At 61.3% G+C, this 14,787-nt stretch carries 13 protein-coding genes; 1 reads left to right on the forward strand and 12 read right to left on the reverse strand.

All coding sequences use genetic code 11. From position 1 onward, the window contains the following. Positions 1 to 13: 13 nt before the first annotated feature. The 4 genes from LAD35_RS12240 to LAD35_RS12255 all read right to left on the reverse strand — a co-directional run bounded on the left by LAD35_RS12240 (position 14) and on the right by LAD35_RS12255 (position 3,952). Positions 14 to 1,171, reverse strand: coding sequence for an acyl-CoA dehydrogenase family protein (locus tag LAD35_RS12240; protein ID WP_224149342.1), 1,158 nt, complete (start codon positions 1,169 to 1,171; stop codon positions 14 to 16). A gap of 14 nt (positions 1,172 to 1,185) precedes the next feature. Beyond that, positions 1,186 to 2,163: a Bug family tripartite tricarboxylate transporter substrate binding protein gene (locus tag LAD35_RS12245; protein ID WP_224149343.1), complete on the reverse strand. Its 978-nt coding sequence runs from the start codon at positions 2,161 to 2,163 to the stop codon at positions 1,186 to 1,188. A gap of 78 nt (positions 2,164 to 2,241) precedes the next feature. Next, complete coding sequence (locus LAD35_RS12250; protein ID WP_224149344.1) at positions 2,242 to 2,751, reverse strand: MaoC family dehydratase; 510 nt, start codon at positions 2,749 to 2,751, stop codon at positions 2,242 to 2,244. Positions 2,752 to 2,776: 25 nt separating this feature from the next. Beyond that, positions 2,777 to 3,952 (reverse strand): CaiB/BaiF CoA transferase family protein, encoded by a 1,176-nt coding sequence (locus LAD35_RS12255; protein ID WP_224149345.1) that lies wholly within the window; start codon positions 3,950 to 3,952, stop codon positions 2,777 to 2,779. A gap of 106 nt (positions 3,953 to 4,058) precedes the next feature. On the opposite strand from LAD35_RS12255, the gene LAD35_RS12260 reads away from it, so the two are divergent. Next, positions 4,059 to 4,958, forward strand: coding sequence for a LysR family transcriptional regulator (locus LAD35_RS12260; protein ID WP_224149346.1), 900 nt, complete (start codon positions 4,059 to 4,061; stop codon positions 4,956 to 4,958). 59 nt (positions 4,959 to 5,017) lie between these two features. Here LAD35_RS12260 and LAD35_RS12265 read toward each other — a convergent pair whose 3' ends face one another. The 8 genes from LAD35_RS12265 to LAD35_RS12300 all read right to left on the reverse strand — a co-directional run bounded on the left by LAD35_RS12265 (position 5,018) and on the right by LAD35_RS12300 (position 14,619). After that, positions 5,018 to 5,512, reverse strand: coding sequence for a YcxB family protein (locus tag LAD35_RS12265; protein ID WP_224149347.1), 495 nt, complete (start codon positions 5,510 to 5,512; stop codon positions 5,018 to 5,020). A gap of 181 nt (positions 5,513 to 5,693) precedes the next feature. Next, positions 5,694 to 7,523 carry a translational GTPase TypA gene (gene typA, locus LAD35_RS12270; protein WP_224149348.1) on the reverse strand — a complete coding sequence of 610 codons (1,830 nt, stop codon included), beginning with the start codon at positions 7,521 to 7,523 and terminating at the stop codon, positions 5,694 to 5,696. Continuing rightward, positions 7,520 to 8,551, reverse strand: coding sequence for a tRNA pseudouridine(55) synthase TruB (gene truB / locus LAD35_RS12275; RefSeq protein WP_224149349.1), 1,032 nt, complete (start codon positions 8,549 to 8,551; stop codon positions 7,520 to 7,522). Before truB ends, typA begins: the two co-directional genes overlap by 4 nt. Positions 8,552 to 8,554: 3 nt before the next feature. Next, positions 8,555 to 8,932, reverse strand: a complete 378-nt coding sequence (gene rbfA, locus LAD35_RS12280; protein WP_184709727.1) for a 30S ribosome-binding factor RbfA — start codon at positions 8,930 to 8,932, stop codon at positions 8,555 to 8,557. A 95-nt stretch (positions 8,933 to 9,027) separates the two neighbouring features. After that, positions 9,028 to 11,874, reverse strand: a complete 2,847-nt coding sequence (infB, locus tag LAD35_RS12285; RefSeq protein ID WP_224149350.1) for a translation initiation factor IF-2 — start codon at positions 11,872 to 11,874, stop codon at positions 9,028 to 9,030. A gap of 23 nt (positions 11,875 to 11,897) precedes the next feature. Further along, a complete protein-coding gene (nusA, locus tag LAD35_RS12290) occupies positions 11,898 to 13,382 on the reverse strand; it encodes a transcription termination factor NusA (RefSeq protein ID WP_224149351.1) in 1,485 nt (494 codons plus the stop codon). A gap of 69 nt (positions 13,383 to 13,451) precedes the next feature. Then, positions 13,452 to 14,048, reverse strand: coding sequence for a ribosome maturation factor RimP (rimP, locus tag LAD35_RS12295; RefSeq protein WP_224149352.1), 597 nt, complete (start codon positions 14,046 to 14,048; stop codon positions 13,452 to 13,454). 205 nt (positions 14,049 to 14,253) lie between these two features. After that, positions 14,254 to 14,619, reverse strand: a complete 366-nt coding sequence (locus LAD35_RS12300) for a thioredoxin family protein (RefSeq protein WP_224149353.1) — start codon at positions 14,617 to 14,619, stop codon at positions 14,254 to 14,256. Between the last annotated feature and the right edge of the window lie 168 nt (positions 14,620 to 14,787).

Genomic DNA, 14,787 nt, shown 5'->3' on the forward strand with positions numbered 1-14,787 from the left:
CTTCTCCTTGCGGTCAGCGCAGGCCCAGACCGCGCGCGATCATGCCGCGCAGAATGCTGCGGGTGCCGCCGCGCAGCGTGTAGCACGGCGAGACCAGGGTGAGGTAGTTCAGCGTCAGCATCAGTTCGTGCGGAATGGCGGCGCCTTCCCGCGCCATCAGGTCATCGGCAATCGCGGCGGGAATGTACTGCTCCAGCACCGTGCCCTGGTCTTTGACAAGAGCGGCCTCCACGATGGGGCTCTGGCCCTGCACCAGCTTTTCCTGCACCGCCACGGACAGCGCACGCAGCGGAGCCAGCCGCGTCAGGATCTGGCCTGCGAGCCTGAGCGATTCAGCGCGCGGCGTCGCCTCGGTGCGCAAAAAGGCCAGCCACTGGTCGAACAGCACCACCGATGAGAACAGGCGCTCGGGCCCGCTGCGTTCAAAGGCCAGCTCGGCCGTCACCTGCTCCCAGCCCTGCCCTTCGGCACCCACCAGCGCATCGGGCGCCAGTTGCACGTTCTCGAAAAACACCTCGCAGAAGTGGCTGTCGCCCGACATGTCTTCGATCGGCCGCACGGTCACACCGGGCAGGTTCAGGTCGACAATCAGTTGCGACAGGCCCTTGTGGCGGTCTGCCGCCTCGCCCGAGGTGCGTACCAGCGCAATCATGTACTGGCAGTGCTGGGCGTTCGTTGTCCAGATTTTCTGGCCGTTGAGCAGCCACCCCGCATCATTGGGCACGGCGCGCGTGCGCACACTGGCCAGGTCCGATCCGGCGTTGGGCTCGCTCATGCCGATGCAGAAAAAGCTCTCGCCCCGCGCCACAGGCGGCACATAGCGCTGCTTTTGCGCCTCGGTGCCGTATTTCAAGATCAGCGGCGCACTCTGGCGCTCTGCAATCCAGTGCGAACCCACGGGCGCGCCAAAGTTCAGCAACTCTTCCACCACCACGTAGCGTGCAAAGGCGCCCTGCGCATGGCCGCCGTAGGCGGTGGGAAACGTCATGCCCAGCCAGCCTTTTTCGCCCAGCCTGCGGCTGAAGGCCGGGTCATAGCCACTCCAGGATTTGGCGCGGATATGCGCAGGAATGTCCTTGACCGCATCCTGCAGAAAGGCGCGTACTTCGGCGCGCAGTGCCTCGCCTTCCGGTGGAATGCGCGTCAGGCCCAGTCCATTGAGAATTGTCATGGTCTTGCTTTCAATCAATCCAGAGACACGCCCGTGCTTTTCACCACCCCCGCCCAGCGCTTGATTTCGCTCTGGATGTAGTCGCCATACGCCTTGGGGGTCGAGCCCAGTGGCTCGGTGCCTTGCACGCGCAGCTTCTCCAGCACGCCCGGGTCCTTGAGGGCCTTCATCAACTCTGCATTGAGGCGTTCCACGATCGCATCTGGCGTTTTGGCGGGCACCATCACGCCTTGCCACGCGCCAGCCTCAAACCCTGTCATGCCGCTTTCAGCCAGCGTAGGCGCATTGGGAAAATTGGGAATGCGCGCCGCGGTACTCACAGCCAGCAGCTTGAGCCTGCCGTCCTTGATGAAGGGTGCTACCGAATTGATGGTGTCGGTCATGAAATCGATCTGGCCCGCGACCAGATCCACGTCGGCCGGAGCGCTGCCCTTGTAGGGCACATGACTTGCATCAATTTTGTAGTGCTGCACCACCTGAAACGCCGCCAGATGGGTGACATTGCCGTTGCCGGCCGAGCCATACGAGAGCTTGCCCTTGTTGTCCTGCGCGTACTTCACGAATTCCTGCACGGTGTTCGCGGGCACCTTGGGATTGACGACGAGCCCCAGCGGTACCACCGCCGTCAACGCCACCGGGCGCAGGTCCTTCGCCACGTCATAGCTCAGTTTTTTGTAGAGCGATGGGCTGAGCGCAATCGACGAGGTGTTGTAGAGCACGGTATAGCCGTCAGCCGGCGCCTTGGCCACCATCGCGTTGCCGATGTTGCCATTGGCCCCGGGGCGGTTGTCCACAATGACCGACTGCCCCAATTGCTGGCCCACCTGCTGCGCCAGCACGCGCGCCACCATGTCCGTGGGCCCCCCTGGCGGAAAGGGTACGATCAGCGTGATCGGCTTGCTTGGCCAGGCATCCTGCGCCTGCGCCGCACCACAGACGGCCGCCACGGTGACGGCGAGCAGCGCCGTGCCACGTAAAAATCCGCATTTCATACTGTGTCTCCTGTCGTTTTCTCATCAAGGCGCTAAAAGATAGGCAAAAGGTACAACGCCAACCACAGCCGCGCAGGCCTATGCCCCTCGGCCCGCCAGCAGGCGCACGGCGGTATACACCATCACCTGCTGCTGCCGCTGGTTGTAGACCTCGATCCGCGATGTCACCACCGCGCGGCCACCTTTGCTCGTTGGTTTGATGTCGGTCACCTCCACCAGCGCCTCAACGGTGTCGCCTACCACTACCGGGGCCAGAATCTTCTGGTGCAGCTCCAGCATGGCCAGGCCCGTGCCCTGGATCATGCTTTGCAGGATGAAACCTTCGATCAGGGTGTAGGTGAGCGCACCGGGCACCGGGCGGCCCTGAATGGCGCCGCCGTCGTAGCCGTCTTCGATGAAGATCGCTTCGAGCATGCCCGTGGTGTTGATGAAATTGACCAGATCGGTCTCGGTCACCGTGCGGCGGAAAGTGCGCAGCTGCTGGCCCACCCGCAGGTCCTGCCAGACAAAGCCTTGCCCCATGCGGGGCGTGCCTGCCAGCGCAGCCGCACGGTTTTCAGTAGAAGAAATCAGGTTGCTCACGCTCATTCTGTCTCCGCTTCATGCTATCTATTCAGGAGTCATTCGACTGCAAGGCCGCAATGCGCGCCTCGTCCCAGCCAGCCGCGCGCAGCAGCTCCTGCGTGTGCTCGCCCAGGCGCGGTGGCATGCCGATGGGTGGTTGCGCACCATTGATACGCACGGACGAACGCGGAAACTTCACCACGCCCATTGCGGCGTCTTGCTTTTCCACAAAGAAGCCCGTGGCCTGCAGGTGCGGGTCATGGGGCAGATCGTCCATGCGCGCCACCGGCGCAGCAGGAATCTCCAACTGCTCGCAGGTAGCCAGCCAGTAGGCCGTGTCCTTTTGCGCAACGTAGCCGCTCATCGTCTCGAGCAGCAGGGCAATGTTGCGGGTACGCATTGCCTGCGTGGCAAAGCGCTCGTCCTGCGCTAGCTGGGGCTGGCCGATAGCCGAAAAAAAGCGGCGCCAGTGCGCGTCGGTATACGGCATCATGCAGACATGGCCGTCCTGCGTTCTGTAAGGCTTGCGCCAGGGTGCCATCACGCGCGGATAGCCTGCCCCGCTGAGTGCAGGGGTGAAATGCATGCCATAGAAGTGCTCCACCAGGTTGAAACCCACCATGGTTTCGTACATGGGCACCTCGACAAAGCTGCCCTCGCCCGTGCGCTCGCGCTGGTAGAGCGCCGCCAGCACCGCATGCGCGCCCACGAGGCCGCAGGTCTTGTCGGCCGCAATCGTGGGCAGGTAACGGGCCTCGCCCGTCTGGCGCTCCATGAGGTCTGCCAGGCCGCTCATGCCCTGGATCACGTCGTCATAGGCAGGCAGGCCGGCATAGGGGCCATCTTCGCCAAAACCGTGCAGGCCCACGTAGATGAGGCGTGGGTACTGCCTGCGCAGGCTGTCCGGATCAAGCCCCAGCCTGGCGAGCTTTTGCGGCCGCATGCTGTGCATGAAGACATCGGCACCCTGCAAGAGTGCATGCAGCGCCGCCTGCGCCTCGGGCTTCTTCAGATCCAGCACCACGCTCTTCTTGCTGCGGTTGGAGCCCATGAACATCGCCGCCATGCCCGGCTCCACCGCCGGACCGGTGTAGCGCGTGGAATCGCCCCCCGGCGGCTCGATCTTGATCACCTCCGCACCGTAATCGGCCAGCACCTGGCTGGCCATGGGGCCGAAAATCACACTGGAAAGATCCAGCACCCGCACGCCTGTCAATGCACCCAAGGCTTGCCTCCGTCGTTGTGGTGATAGCAATGGAGGCGATTATTTGATATGTTTGACACACGTGTCTATGTCGTAATTGACAGCTGCTGATATGCAGGAGGTATCAATGGATCTGCGCCAACTGCGCCACTTCGTCACCTTGGCGCAAACCCTGAACTACCGGCAGGCAGCCGAGCAGCTGCATATGTCGCAACCCCCCCTGTCGCAATCCATCCGCAAGCTGGAAGACGACCTGGGCGTGCAATTGTTTGAGCGCGACCGGCGCGGCACCGTACTGAGCACTGCAGGTGTGGCCGCGCTGGAGAGCGCCAAACTCGCGCTCTACCATGCCCGGCAGGTCAAGGCCGTATCGCAGGCCACTGCCAGTGGCGAAATCGGCCGCTTGCACATCGGCTTCATCGGTTCAGCCACGTTTTCGCTGATTCCGCAGCTGGTACAAGCGTTCCGGGCGGCCTACCCTGCCATCGACCTGGTGCTGACCGAATCGACCACGCGAGAAATCTGTGCCCACGTTGCCAGTGGCGATTTTGATGCCGGCCTGCTGCGCTACCCGGTCACACAGGCCACTGATCTGTCCATCACCATGGTCGAGCCCGACCGCCTGATCGCCGCCCTGCCAGCCGGCAACCCTCTGCTGATCAAGGACGAGCTGCGACTGATCGACCTGGCCCATGAACCCTTTGTGAACTACCGCCCGAGCGAAGTGCCCGGCTTGCACGCCCTGGTGGTGCTGGCTTGCCAGAATGCGGGCTTTCTACCGCAGATCAAGCAGCATGCCGTGCAGGCGCAGACCCTGGTGAGCCTGGTCGGTGCAGGCCTGGGGGTAGCGCTGGTGCCCGCCGTGGTGGCCAAGGCAGCCACGCCCGGTGTCGTGTTCCGCGAGCTGGCCGATACCGCCGATCTGCCGCAGATCGGCATTGCGCTGGCGCTGAACCAAAGGCAGCCGGTGGCAACGGCGCAGCGGCTGCGCGAGTTGCTGATGCATCAGCAGTACGGCGCGCCTTGAAGCTTCTGCCGTTGTGCAGCAATTGCCGGGATACAGGCAGCAACGGAAAAGCAGAAAAACTAAGGCGTCGGCGGTCCGATCTGCGAGGCACATTGCCGAAAATCATCGACTGCAGCGGTATCGGCAAACCACGCCTTGGGCATCACCTCGTACAGGTTGTCTGCGATGTACAGCAGGAAGACATGCCTGTCTTCCTTCCATTTGCAGTAGTCTGCCCAAGGCCGCTGGCTGCGTCCGCTCGGACCTTGTCCCTGCAGGTGTTGCGCGTCCCATGTCATCGTGAACGCGCCCGAAAGATCCTTGTACTGCCCATGGAGCTTGTTCACCTTGTAGGGCACATAGAACTTCTCGGCAATCCACTGTCCCAGCAGACCGCCGATGCCCGCCGCCAGCACAACCAAGCCCCACCGATACGCCAACGCAATACCCACCGCGCCTGCCAAGGCCAGCACTGCACAGCAGAGGTATGCAATCCTGACCGCCCGGGCCCGGTGCAATTGCTGCGCCTGCAGGTAAATCGTAGGAGTTATCCGGCCTGAAACAGTGTTTGCCATGGTCTCGCTCTACAACAGTTGGAGATTTATACCATTGCATCTGTCCAATACCGCAGCAGGTACGGCAGCGGATCGCCAGGCACCGCTACAGATTGGGTGGCTTGGCTGCCCAGAACGTGAAAAAGGCCGCAAAAGCGGCCTTTGGGAGGTATTGGAGCGCTCTGCGGCACCCCAGCACGGATTACATACCTTCGCGCTGTGCACGCTTGCGGTCGTGTTCCTTCAGGTGGCGCTTGCGCACGCGCAGGCTGACGGGGGTGATTTCCAGCAGTTCGTCGTCCTCGATGAACTCCACGCCGTATTCCAGCGACAGCTCGATAGGAGGCGTGATCTTGATTGCATCTTCCTTGCCCGAGACGCGGAAGTTGGTCAACTGCTTGGTACGGGTAGCGTTCACCACCAGATCGTTGTCGCGGCTGTGGATGCCGACGATCATGCCTTCGTACACGGGATCGTTGGCCTTGACGAACATGCGGCCACGGTCGTCCAGCTTGCCCAGGGCGTAGGTGAAGATTTCACCGTCGTCCATCGAGATCAGCACGCCGTTCTTGCGACCGCCGATTTCGCCCTTGTAAGCCTCGTAGCTGTCGAAGATGTTGGAGATCAGGCCGGAACCACGGGTCAGGTTCAGGAATTCGTTGGTGAAACCGATCAGGCCACGGGCTGGAATGCGGTATTCCAGGCGGACACGGCCACGGCCATCGGGCTCCATGTTTACCAGTTCACCCTTGCGCTCGCCCAGAGCCTGCATCACGCCACCCTGGTGGCCTTCTTCGATGTCGGCGGTAACCAGCTCGATAGGCTCGTGCTTTTCGCCGTCCACCATCTTCATCACCACGCGGGGCTTGGAGACGGCCAGTTCATAGCCTTCGCGGCGCATTTCTTCCAGCAGAATGGTCAGGTGCAGTTCACCACGGCCAGACACTTCGAAGATACCGTCTTCGTCGGTTTCCTTGACGCGCAGCGCCACGTTGGAGCGCAGCTCCTTCTGCAGACGGTCCCAGATCTGGCGGCTCGTCACGAACTTGCCTTCGCGGCCAGCCAGCGGCGAGGTGTTCACGCAGAAGTTCATGGTCAGCGTGGGCTCGTCAATCTTCAGCATGGGCAGCGGCTGAGGATTGGAGATGTCGGTGATGGTTTCGCCGATACCGATGTTTTCAATACCGCTCACCAGCACGATCTCGGAAGGACCGGCTTCGGTGGCCTGCACACGGTCGATACCCTGGAAGGTGTGCACCTGGTTGATCTTGCCGTTGTAGCTCTTGCCATCCGGGCCGGCCATCACGGCCACTTGCTGGCCGGGCTTGAGCGTACCCTGGGTGATGCGGCCCACGCCGATACGGCCCACGAAGGTGGAGTAGTCCAGCGCCGACACCTGCATCTGCAGCGGCGCCGTGGCATCGCCTTGCACCGCTGGCACGTGTTCCAGAATGGTTTCGAAGAGGGCCGACATGTCGGGACCCCATTGCGCGCCGGGCTCGCCCTCTTCCTTGGACGACCAGCCATTGATACCCGAGGCATACACCACGGGGAAATCCAGCTGTTCATCGGTGGCGCCCAGCTTGTCGAACAGGTCAAAAGCGGCGTTCACGACCTTGTCGGGGTTGGCACCGGGCTTGTCCACCTTGTTCACCACCACGATGGGCTTGAGGCCCAGCGCCAGCGCCTTCTTGGTCACGAAACGCGTCTGGGGCATCGGGCCTTCCTGCGCATCGATCAGCAGCACCACACCGTCCACCATGGACAGCGCGCGCTCCACTTCACCGCCGAAGTCCGCGTGGCCGGGGGTGTCGAGGATGTTGATGTGGGTGCCGTTCCACGACACTGCGCAGTTCTTGGCCAGAATGGTGATGCCGCGCTCGCGTTCGATGGCATGGTTGTCCATCACGGTGTCCACGACCTTTTCGTGCTCGGCAAAAGTGCCGGACTGGCGCAGCAGTTGGTCAACCATGGTGGTCTTGCCATGGTCAACGTGGGCGATGATCGCAATATTGCGGATTTGTTTGCTCATGATGTTTCCAAAATGCCGCTGGCTTGTGGACGCGGCGTTCCTTCCAAAATTTGTTGAATCTCGATGGGGCTGAGAAGCCGGTCGGGAATGAGTTCCCGCGCCCGGATGTGCGCCACGCCCAGCAGTGCCGGTAGGTGGTCATTTGCCTCCAGGCCGCCCAGCGGCACATCGCCATAGACGGCGACAGCCTCCGCATCCGCCCAATCACCCCGCCGGCGCAGGCCGGACAGAAATCTGGCTGCATTATCGCCATCGAGCATGACACGCGTGTGCGCCGCCAGCAATGTATCTGCCGGCAGTGCATATTGCAGGCGTTCGGCATCAGGCGTTGCTTCGATCTGCTCGATGGTGACGGTGCGCGAGAGGTCAATGCCACCGGTCTCGATGCGGCGCAGGCTGCGCAGATGTGCGCCCGCCCCCAAGGCCGTGCCAATGTCTTCCGCCAGGGTACGCACATATGTGCCCTTGCTGCATTGAACGAGCATCTTGATGGCAACGAACGATTGCTCGTCTTCGCAGACAGCCAGTTCCAACCGATAGATGGTGACCGCGCGCGCTTCGCGCTCGACAGTGATGCCGGCACGCGCATACTCATACAGGGCCTTGCCATCGCGCTTCAAGGCGCTGTACATCGGCGGTACCTGCTGAATGTCGCCGGTGAACTGCGCGGCAACCAGGGCCAGGCGTTCAGCGGTCAGGGCAGCGCGTTCTGCAGCACCCAGCTCCCATGTCTGCACCACATCCCCTTCGGCATCGCCGGTGGTGGTGGTGGCGCCCAGGCACACCAAGGCCTCGTAAGTCTTGGGCGCATCGAGCTGCAGTTGGCTGAACTTGGTGGCCGCGCCAAAACACAGCGGCAGCACGCCGGTCGCAAGCGGATCAAGCGTACCGGTGTGGCCAGCCTTTTCAGCGCGCAGCAACCACTTCACTTTCTGCAAAGCGTCGTTACTGGACAGGCCAATGGGTTTATCGAGCAGCACCACCCCATGCACAGGGCGCCGCTGCACCCTGGTGCGAGTGGCGTTCATGCTTCAACCTTCTTCGGGGCCGCGCGACGCCACTGCCTTGGCGATCAAGGCGTTCATGTCAGCCGCACGCTCGGTGGTGCGGTCGTAGATGAAGTGCAAGGTCGGCACGGTATGGATGTGCAGGCGCTTGAACAGCCCATTGCGCAGGAAACCTGCGGCCTGGTTCAGCGCGTCCTGGGTCTGGTCCGGATCACCCACCAACAGGCTGAAGTACACCTTGGCGTGGGCATAGTCCGGCGTCACCTCTACGGCTTGCAGGGTCACCATGCCGACGCGCGGATCCTTCAACTCGCGGGCGATCAACTCCGACAGATCCCGCTGGATCTGGTCGGAGACTTTGAAGCTGCGGTTCGGTGCAGCAGATTTGCGTTTGGTTGCCATGTATAAAAAGTGAGCTGAAGGCGCTTGTCGCACAAGGGATTCAAGGTCTTCTCAACCTCCAATCCTTGCACGACTTGCGCCAGCAGCTATCGCCTTTAGAGCGTACGGGCGATTTCCTTGATCTCGAAGACTTCCAGCATGTCGCCTTCTTTGATGTCGTTGTAGTTGCGCAGCTTGATACCGCACTCGAAGCCTTCCTTGACTTCCTTGACATCGTCCTTCATGCGGCGCAGCGACTCGATCTCACCCGTGTAGATGACCACATTGTCGCGCAGCAGGCGGAAGTGCGCACTGCGGGTGACATGGCCCTGGGTGATGTACGAACCCGCCACAGTACCGATCTTGGAAGCCACGAACACGGTGCGGATCTCGGCCATACCGATGATCTCTTCGCGCTGCTCGGGCGCCAGCATGCCCGACATGGCCGCCTTCAACTCATCGACAGCGTCGTAGATGATGTTGTAGTAGCGGATGTCGACATCATTGCCTTCAGCCGTCTTGCGTGCCTGGGTGTCTGCACGCACGTTGAAGCCGATGACGATGGCCTTGGAAGCCAGTGCCAGGTTGACGTCGGATTCGGATATACCACCGACTCCGGCATACACCATCTGCACCTTGACCTCGTCGGTCGACAGCTTGAGCAGCGAAGCAGCCAGTGCCTCCTGCGAGCCCTGGGTGTCGGCCTTGATGATGATCGGCAAGGTCTGCACATTGCCTGCGCCCATCTCGGCGAACATGTTCTCCAGCTTGGCGGCTTGCTGCTTGGCCAGCTTGGTGTTGCGGAACTTGCCGGCACGGTAGGTGGCAATTTCACGGGCGCGGCGCTCATCGGGCAGCACCATGAAGTCGTCACCAGCTTGCGGCACGTCGGACAGACCCTGGATTTCGACCGGGATCGAAGGACCTGCGTCCTTGGCAGTCTTGCCGTCCTCGTCCACCATGGCGCGCACGCGGCCATAGGTCTGGCCTGCCAGCACCACGTCGCCCACCTTGAGGGTACCCGACTGCACCAGCACCGTGGCTACAGGGCCGCGGCCCTTGTCCAGCTGGGCTTCGATCACGATACCCTTGGCATTGGCGTCCACCGGAGCCTTCAGCTCCAGCACTTCGGCCTGCAGCAGCACCTGCTCCAGCAGCTCGTCGATGCCCTGGCCGGTCTTGGAGGACACGGCAACGAATGGCGAATCACCGCCGTATTCTTCAGGCACCACCTCCTCCACCACCAGCTCCTGCTTGACGCGGTCTGGATTGGCTTCGGGCTTGTCTGCCTTGGTGATGGCCACCACGATAGGAACACCAGCCGCCTTGGCGTGCTTGATGGCTTCCTTGGTCTGTGGCATCACGCCGTCGTCGGCTGCCGCCACCAGAATCACGATGTCCGTGGACTGGGCACCACGGGCACGCATGGCCGTGAAGGCCTCGTGACCCGGGGTATCCAGGAAGGTGACCACGCCGCGCGGCGTTTCCACATGGTAGGCACCGATGTGCTGGGTAATGCCGCCGGCTTCGCCCGCAGCAACCTTGGTGCGGCGGATGTAGTCCAGCAGCGAGGTCTTGCCATGGTCGACGTGACCCATCACGGTCACCACAGGTGCACGTGGCAGGGCTTCGGCTTCGGCCTGGTTCTCTTCCTCGACGGTGAATGCTTCTGGATCATCCAGTGCAGCCACGTGCGCCTTGTGGCCCATTTCCTCCACGACGATCATCGCGGTGTCCTGGTCCAGCGGCTGGTTGATGGTGACCATCTGGCCCATCTTCATCAGCGCCTTGATCACTTCGGATGCCTTGATGGCCATCTTGTGGGCCAGTTCGGCCACGGTGATCGTCTCAGGCACATGAACGTCCAGCACGCGAACTTCCACGGGCGCAGCGGCTTGGTGGTGGTCGTTGCGGCCATTGCCTCGGCGACCGCCGCCACGGGGGCCGGCGCGCCAGTTGTTGCCACGGTTGCCCACACCGCCGGAGCTGTCGCCACGGGTCTTGATTTCCTTTTTCTTGCCGTTGTCGTTCTGGTTGCTCCAGCTCGATGACAGCTTGGCCGACTTGACTTCCTTGTTGACGCCAGCGCCCGGGCCGGTCTTGGCCGCACCCGCTGTACCCGTAGTGGCAGGCTTATGCAGGGTACCCTTCTTGGCGTCAGCCGGCTTGACTTCCTTCTTCTCTTCCGAAGGCTTCTTGGCGACGAGCACCTTCTTGGGCGCATTCATCATGGCACGGATGGCCTCGGCTTCGGCCAGCGCCTTGCGGCGACGGTCGTCCAAATCTGCGGCGCGCGCAGTCTCTTCCGCAACACGGGCCTGGGACTCTTCCTCTGCCTTGCGCTTGGCATCAGCCTGCGCCTCGGCGCGAGCGGCAGCTTCTGCGGCATGCTCACGCTTTTCTTCTTCCTTGGCAGCCTTGGCTTCAGCAGCCTTGGCGACTTCGGCAGCAGCGTAGGCGGCAGCGCGCTCTTCGGCTTCACGCTCCTTGCGTTCGCGCTCTTCACGCGCAGCACGTTCCTGAGCCAGGTCAGCCTCCTGCTGGCTAATCGAATCGGCTTCGCGGCGGGCTTCTTCCTCGCGCTTGACCAGATCGGCCTTGTGCTCGGCTTCCTTTTGCTTGGCTTCGGCGTGCTTGATGGCTTCTTCCGAATTGGCTTCCACCACATCATCGCGCTTGACGAAGGTGCGCTTCTTGCGCACTTCGACCTGGATCGTGCGCGCCTTGCCCGTGGCATCGGCCTGCTTGATCTCGCTGGTCGACTTCTTGGTCAAGGTGATCTTCTTGCGGTCTGCAGAGCCATGAACAGCCTGCAAATGCGTCAGCAGCTTTTGCTTGTCTGCCTCAGTCAGTGCATCGGACGCAGCTTGCTTGGGCAGGCCTGCAGATTGCAGTTGCTCCAGCAAGGTTTCCGGCGATTTTTTGAGTTCAGCGGCGAACTCAGCAACAGTATTACTCGACATATCTTGTTCCGTGCCTCCCGACCTTATTCCTGTCCATCAAACCAGTGCTCGCGTGCCTTCAAAATCAAGGCCTTCGCGTCTTCTTCTGACTGGCCGGTCAGCTCGGTCAATTCATCAATGGCCAGATCGGCCAGGTCGTCGCGCGTGTGGATTCCACCAGCTTCCAGTTGGGTCACCAACTCAGGCGTCATCCCTTCGAGATCACGCAATTCTTGGGAAACACCGGCAACACTCTCTTCACGGGCAATGTCCATCGTCAGCAGCGCATCCTTGGCGCGCGAACGCAGTTCATTGACCGTTTCTTCGTCAAAACGCTCGATCTCCAGCATTTCCTGCAGCGGCACATAGGCCACTTCTTCCAGGCTGGAGAAGCCTTCTTCGATCAGGATGTCGGCGATTTCCTCGTCCACATCCAGCTTTTCCATGAACAGCTTGCGCGAGGTGCTGGTTTCCTCTTCCTGCTTGAGGGCAGATTCGGCAGCATCCATGATGTTGATCTTCCAACCCGTGAGGTCGGAAGCCAGGCGCACGTTCTGGCCGCCGCGGCCGATGGCAATGGCAAGGTTTTCCTCGTCCACCACCACATCCATGGCGTGCTTTTCTTCATCCACCACGATCGATGACACATTGGCAGGCGCCAGTGCACCAATCACGAACTGGGCAGGGTCCTCGGACCACAGCACGATGTCGACACGTTCGCCAGCGAGCTCGTTCGTCACCACATTGACCCGGCTGCCGCGCACGCCGACGCAGGTACCGATCGGATCGATGCGCTTGTCGTGGCTGAGCACGGCAATCTTGGCGCGGCTGCCTGGATCACGGGCGCAGCTCTTGATCTCGAGCAGGCCTTGTTCGATCTCGGGCACTTCGTTGCGGAACAGCTCCACCATGAATTCGGGGGCCGAGCGCGACAAGAGGATCGGTGCGCCACGCAAGGTCAGGTCCACGTCCATGATCATGGCGCGCACACGGTCACCATTGCGTAGATTTTCCTTCGGAATCATTTCCGCACGACGCAGTCGGCCTTCGACACGGCCCGATTCCACGATCAGGTCGCCCTTGTCCATGCGCTTGACGGTGCCCGAGAAGATCTTGTCGCCACGCGCCATGAACTCGTTGAGCAGCATTTCGCGCTCGGCGTCACGGATCTTTTGCAGGATGACCTGCTTGGCAGCCATCGCGCCGATGCGACCGATGGGCAGGGATTCGATCTGCTCTTCCAGGAAGTCGCCGATCTGTGCATCGGGCTTGCGGTCCACCGCATCCATCAGCATTTCTTCGGCTTCCGGGTTCTGCAGACCAGCGTCGTCAGGCACCACCAGCCAGCGGCGGAAGGTGTCATAGTCGCCCGTATCGCGGTCGATGGCCACACGCACATCCACTTCGCCTTCATACAACTTCTTGGTTGCCTGGGCCAGGGCAGATTCCACAGCGCCAAAAACCACATCGCGCTCAACGTTCTTTTCGCGCGCGATGGCATCCACCAGCATCAACAATTCGCGATTCATGCGACGACTCTCCTATTTCAATCTTCAAACAGAAAGTGGAGAACAGACCCACTTCCCATAGCACTCGATTCAGCCCTGCTCATCGGCAGCAGGCGCTGCAGCACGGCCTTTGAAACTGACAATGGGCGCCAGGCGCGCCTCGCGCAACTCCTCCAGCGTGAACCCCATGCTTTGCAGCGGTGCAGGCGGACGCTTCTTGCTGACACGCGCACCAGGCTTGACCGGCGGCGCATCGCTCCAGACGATCTGCCAGCCTCCAACCTCGGTACGCTCCAGCGTGCCGCGAAACTTCTTGCGATTTGCACTGATGCCGGTACCTTCGGCGGCAGCGCCAATGGCTTCCTTCAAGGTCAGGTCAATCACTTCGCCGGTAAAGCGGATGAAATCCTGCTCATGGCGCAGCGGACGATCGATGCCGGGCGAGGACACTTCCAGGCGCGTGTAATCGACTCCGTCGACTTCCAGGGCAAACTGCAACTGGCGGGTGACTTTCTCGCAATCCTCAACCGTCACAAACTGCTCTGGCACACCCTCGGGGCGGAGGTCTTCCGCAGTCCAGGGCAGATCAATGGTGATGCGCAACAGGCCACCAGCGGAGCGTTCGATCTCCACCAGGTCATAGCCCAGGCCAGTCACCGTTTGTAAGGCGATTTCTTGCAAGCTCACGTGTAATATTTATCCCGCAAATACGAAAAACCCGAGAGCCACGGAAAGTTACACATTCCGCAGCTTCGAGCCGAAAAACATGCGACCAAAAAAAACGGGCGGTTGGCACCGCCCGGTTGGTCGTGTATTACATCCATTATAGGGGCAAACCAGTAGCTTTGCAACGACTGGACACCGATTGCGTACCCGCGTGCGTTCCCTGCAATCAAGCCCGCGCGGCCAGCAGTTGGCGCACATTGGCCAGCAATGCGTGGGCTGCATCCCCGGGAGGCAGCGCAGGCGCTCCAGAAGCGGCAAAACGCTCCAGCATGCGCTGCAAGACGCCGATCTGCGGCAGCAACGGCCCCAGAAATACCGGCTGGTCGCCCTGCCCCACAAGCACCGTGGGAAACGTTGCAATATCCAGATCGCCCACCACGTCTTCCTCGTCTTCCACATCCAGCCAGGCGAACTGCATGGAAGGCAATTGCGCTGCCAGCGCATCGAACACCGGCTGGTACTCCTTGCAGGTACCACACCACTCAGCGCACAGACACACCACCAGCCAGGGTGCAGACGCAGCCTCTGTCATACAGACTTTCCCCTTCAGCAATTGCAAAGCCGTGTTTGTACCACCATTGGCAAGCCCGAATCCCAGGTATTAATTTGCAAAACTTGCCGTTGCAGGCTTGAATCATTGAAAAAAACTACCATTTTGTGCTTATTCGGTTGCACACTGGACAATGCAATGGTCAGTGAA

This window comes from Comamonas odontotermitis, from assembly GCF_020080045.1.
Classification (GTDB): domain Bacteria; phylum Pseudomonadota; class Gammaproteobacteria; order Burkholderiales; family Burkholderiaceae_C; genus Comamonas; species Comamonas odontotermitis.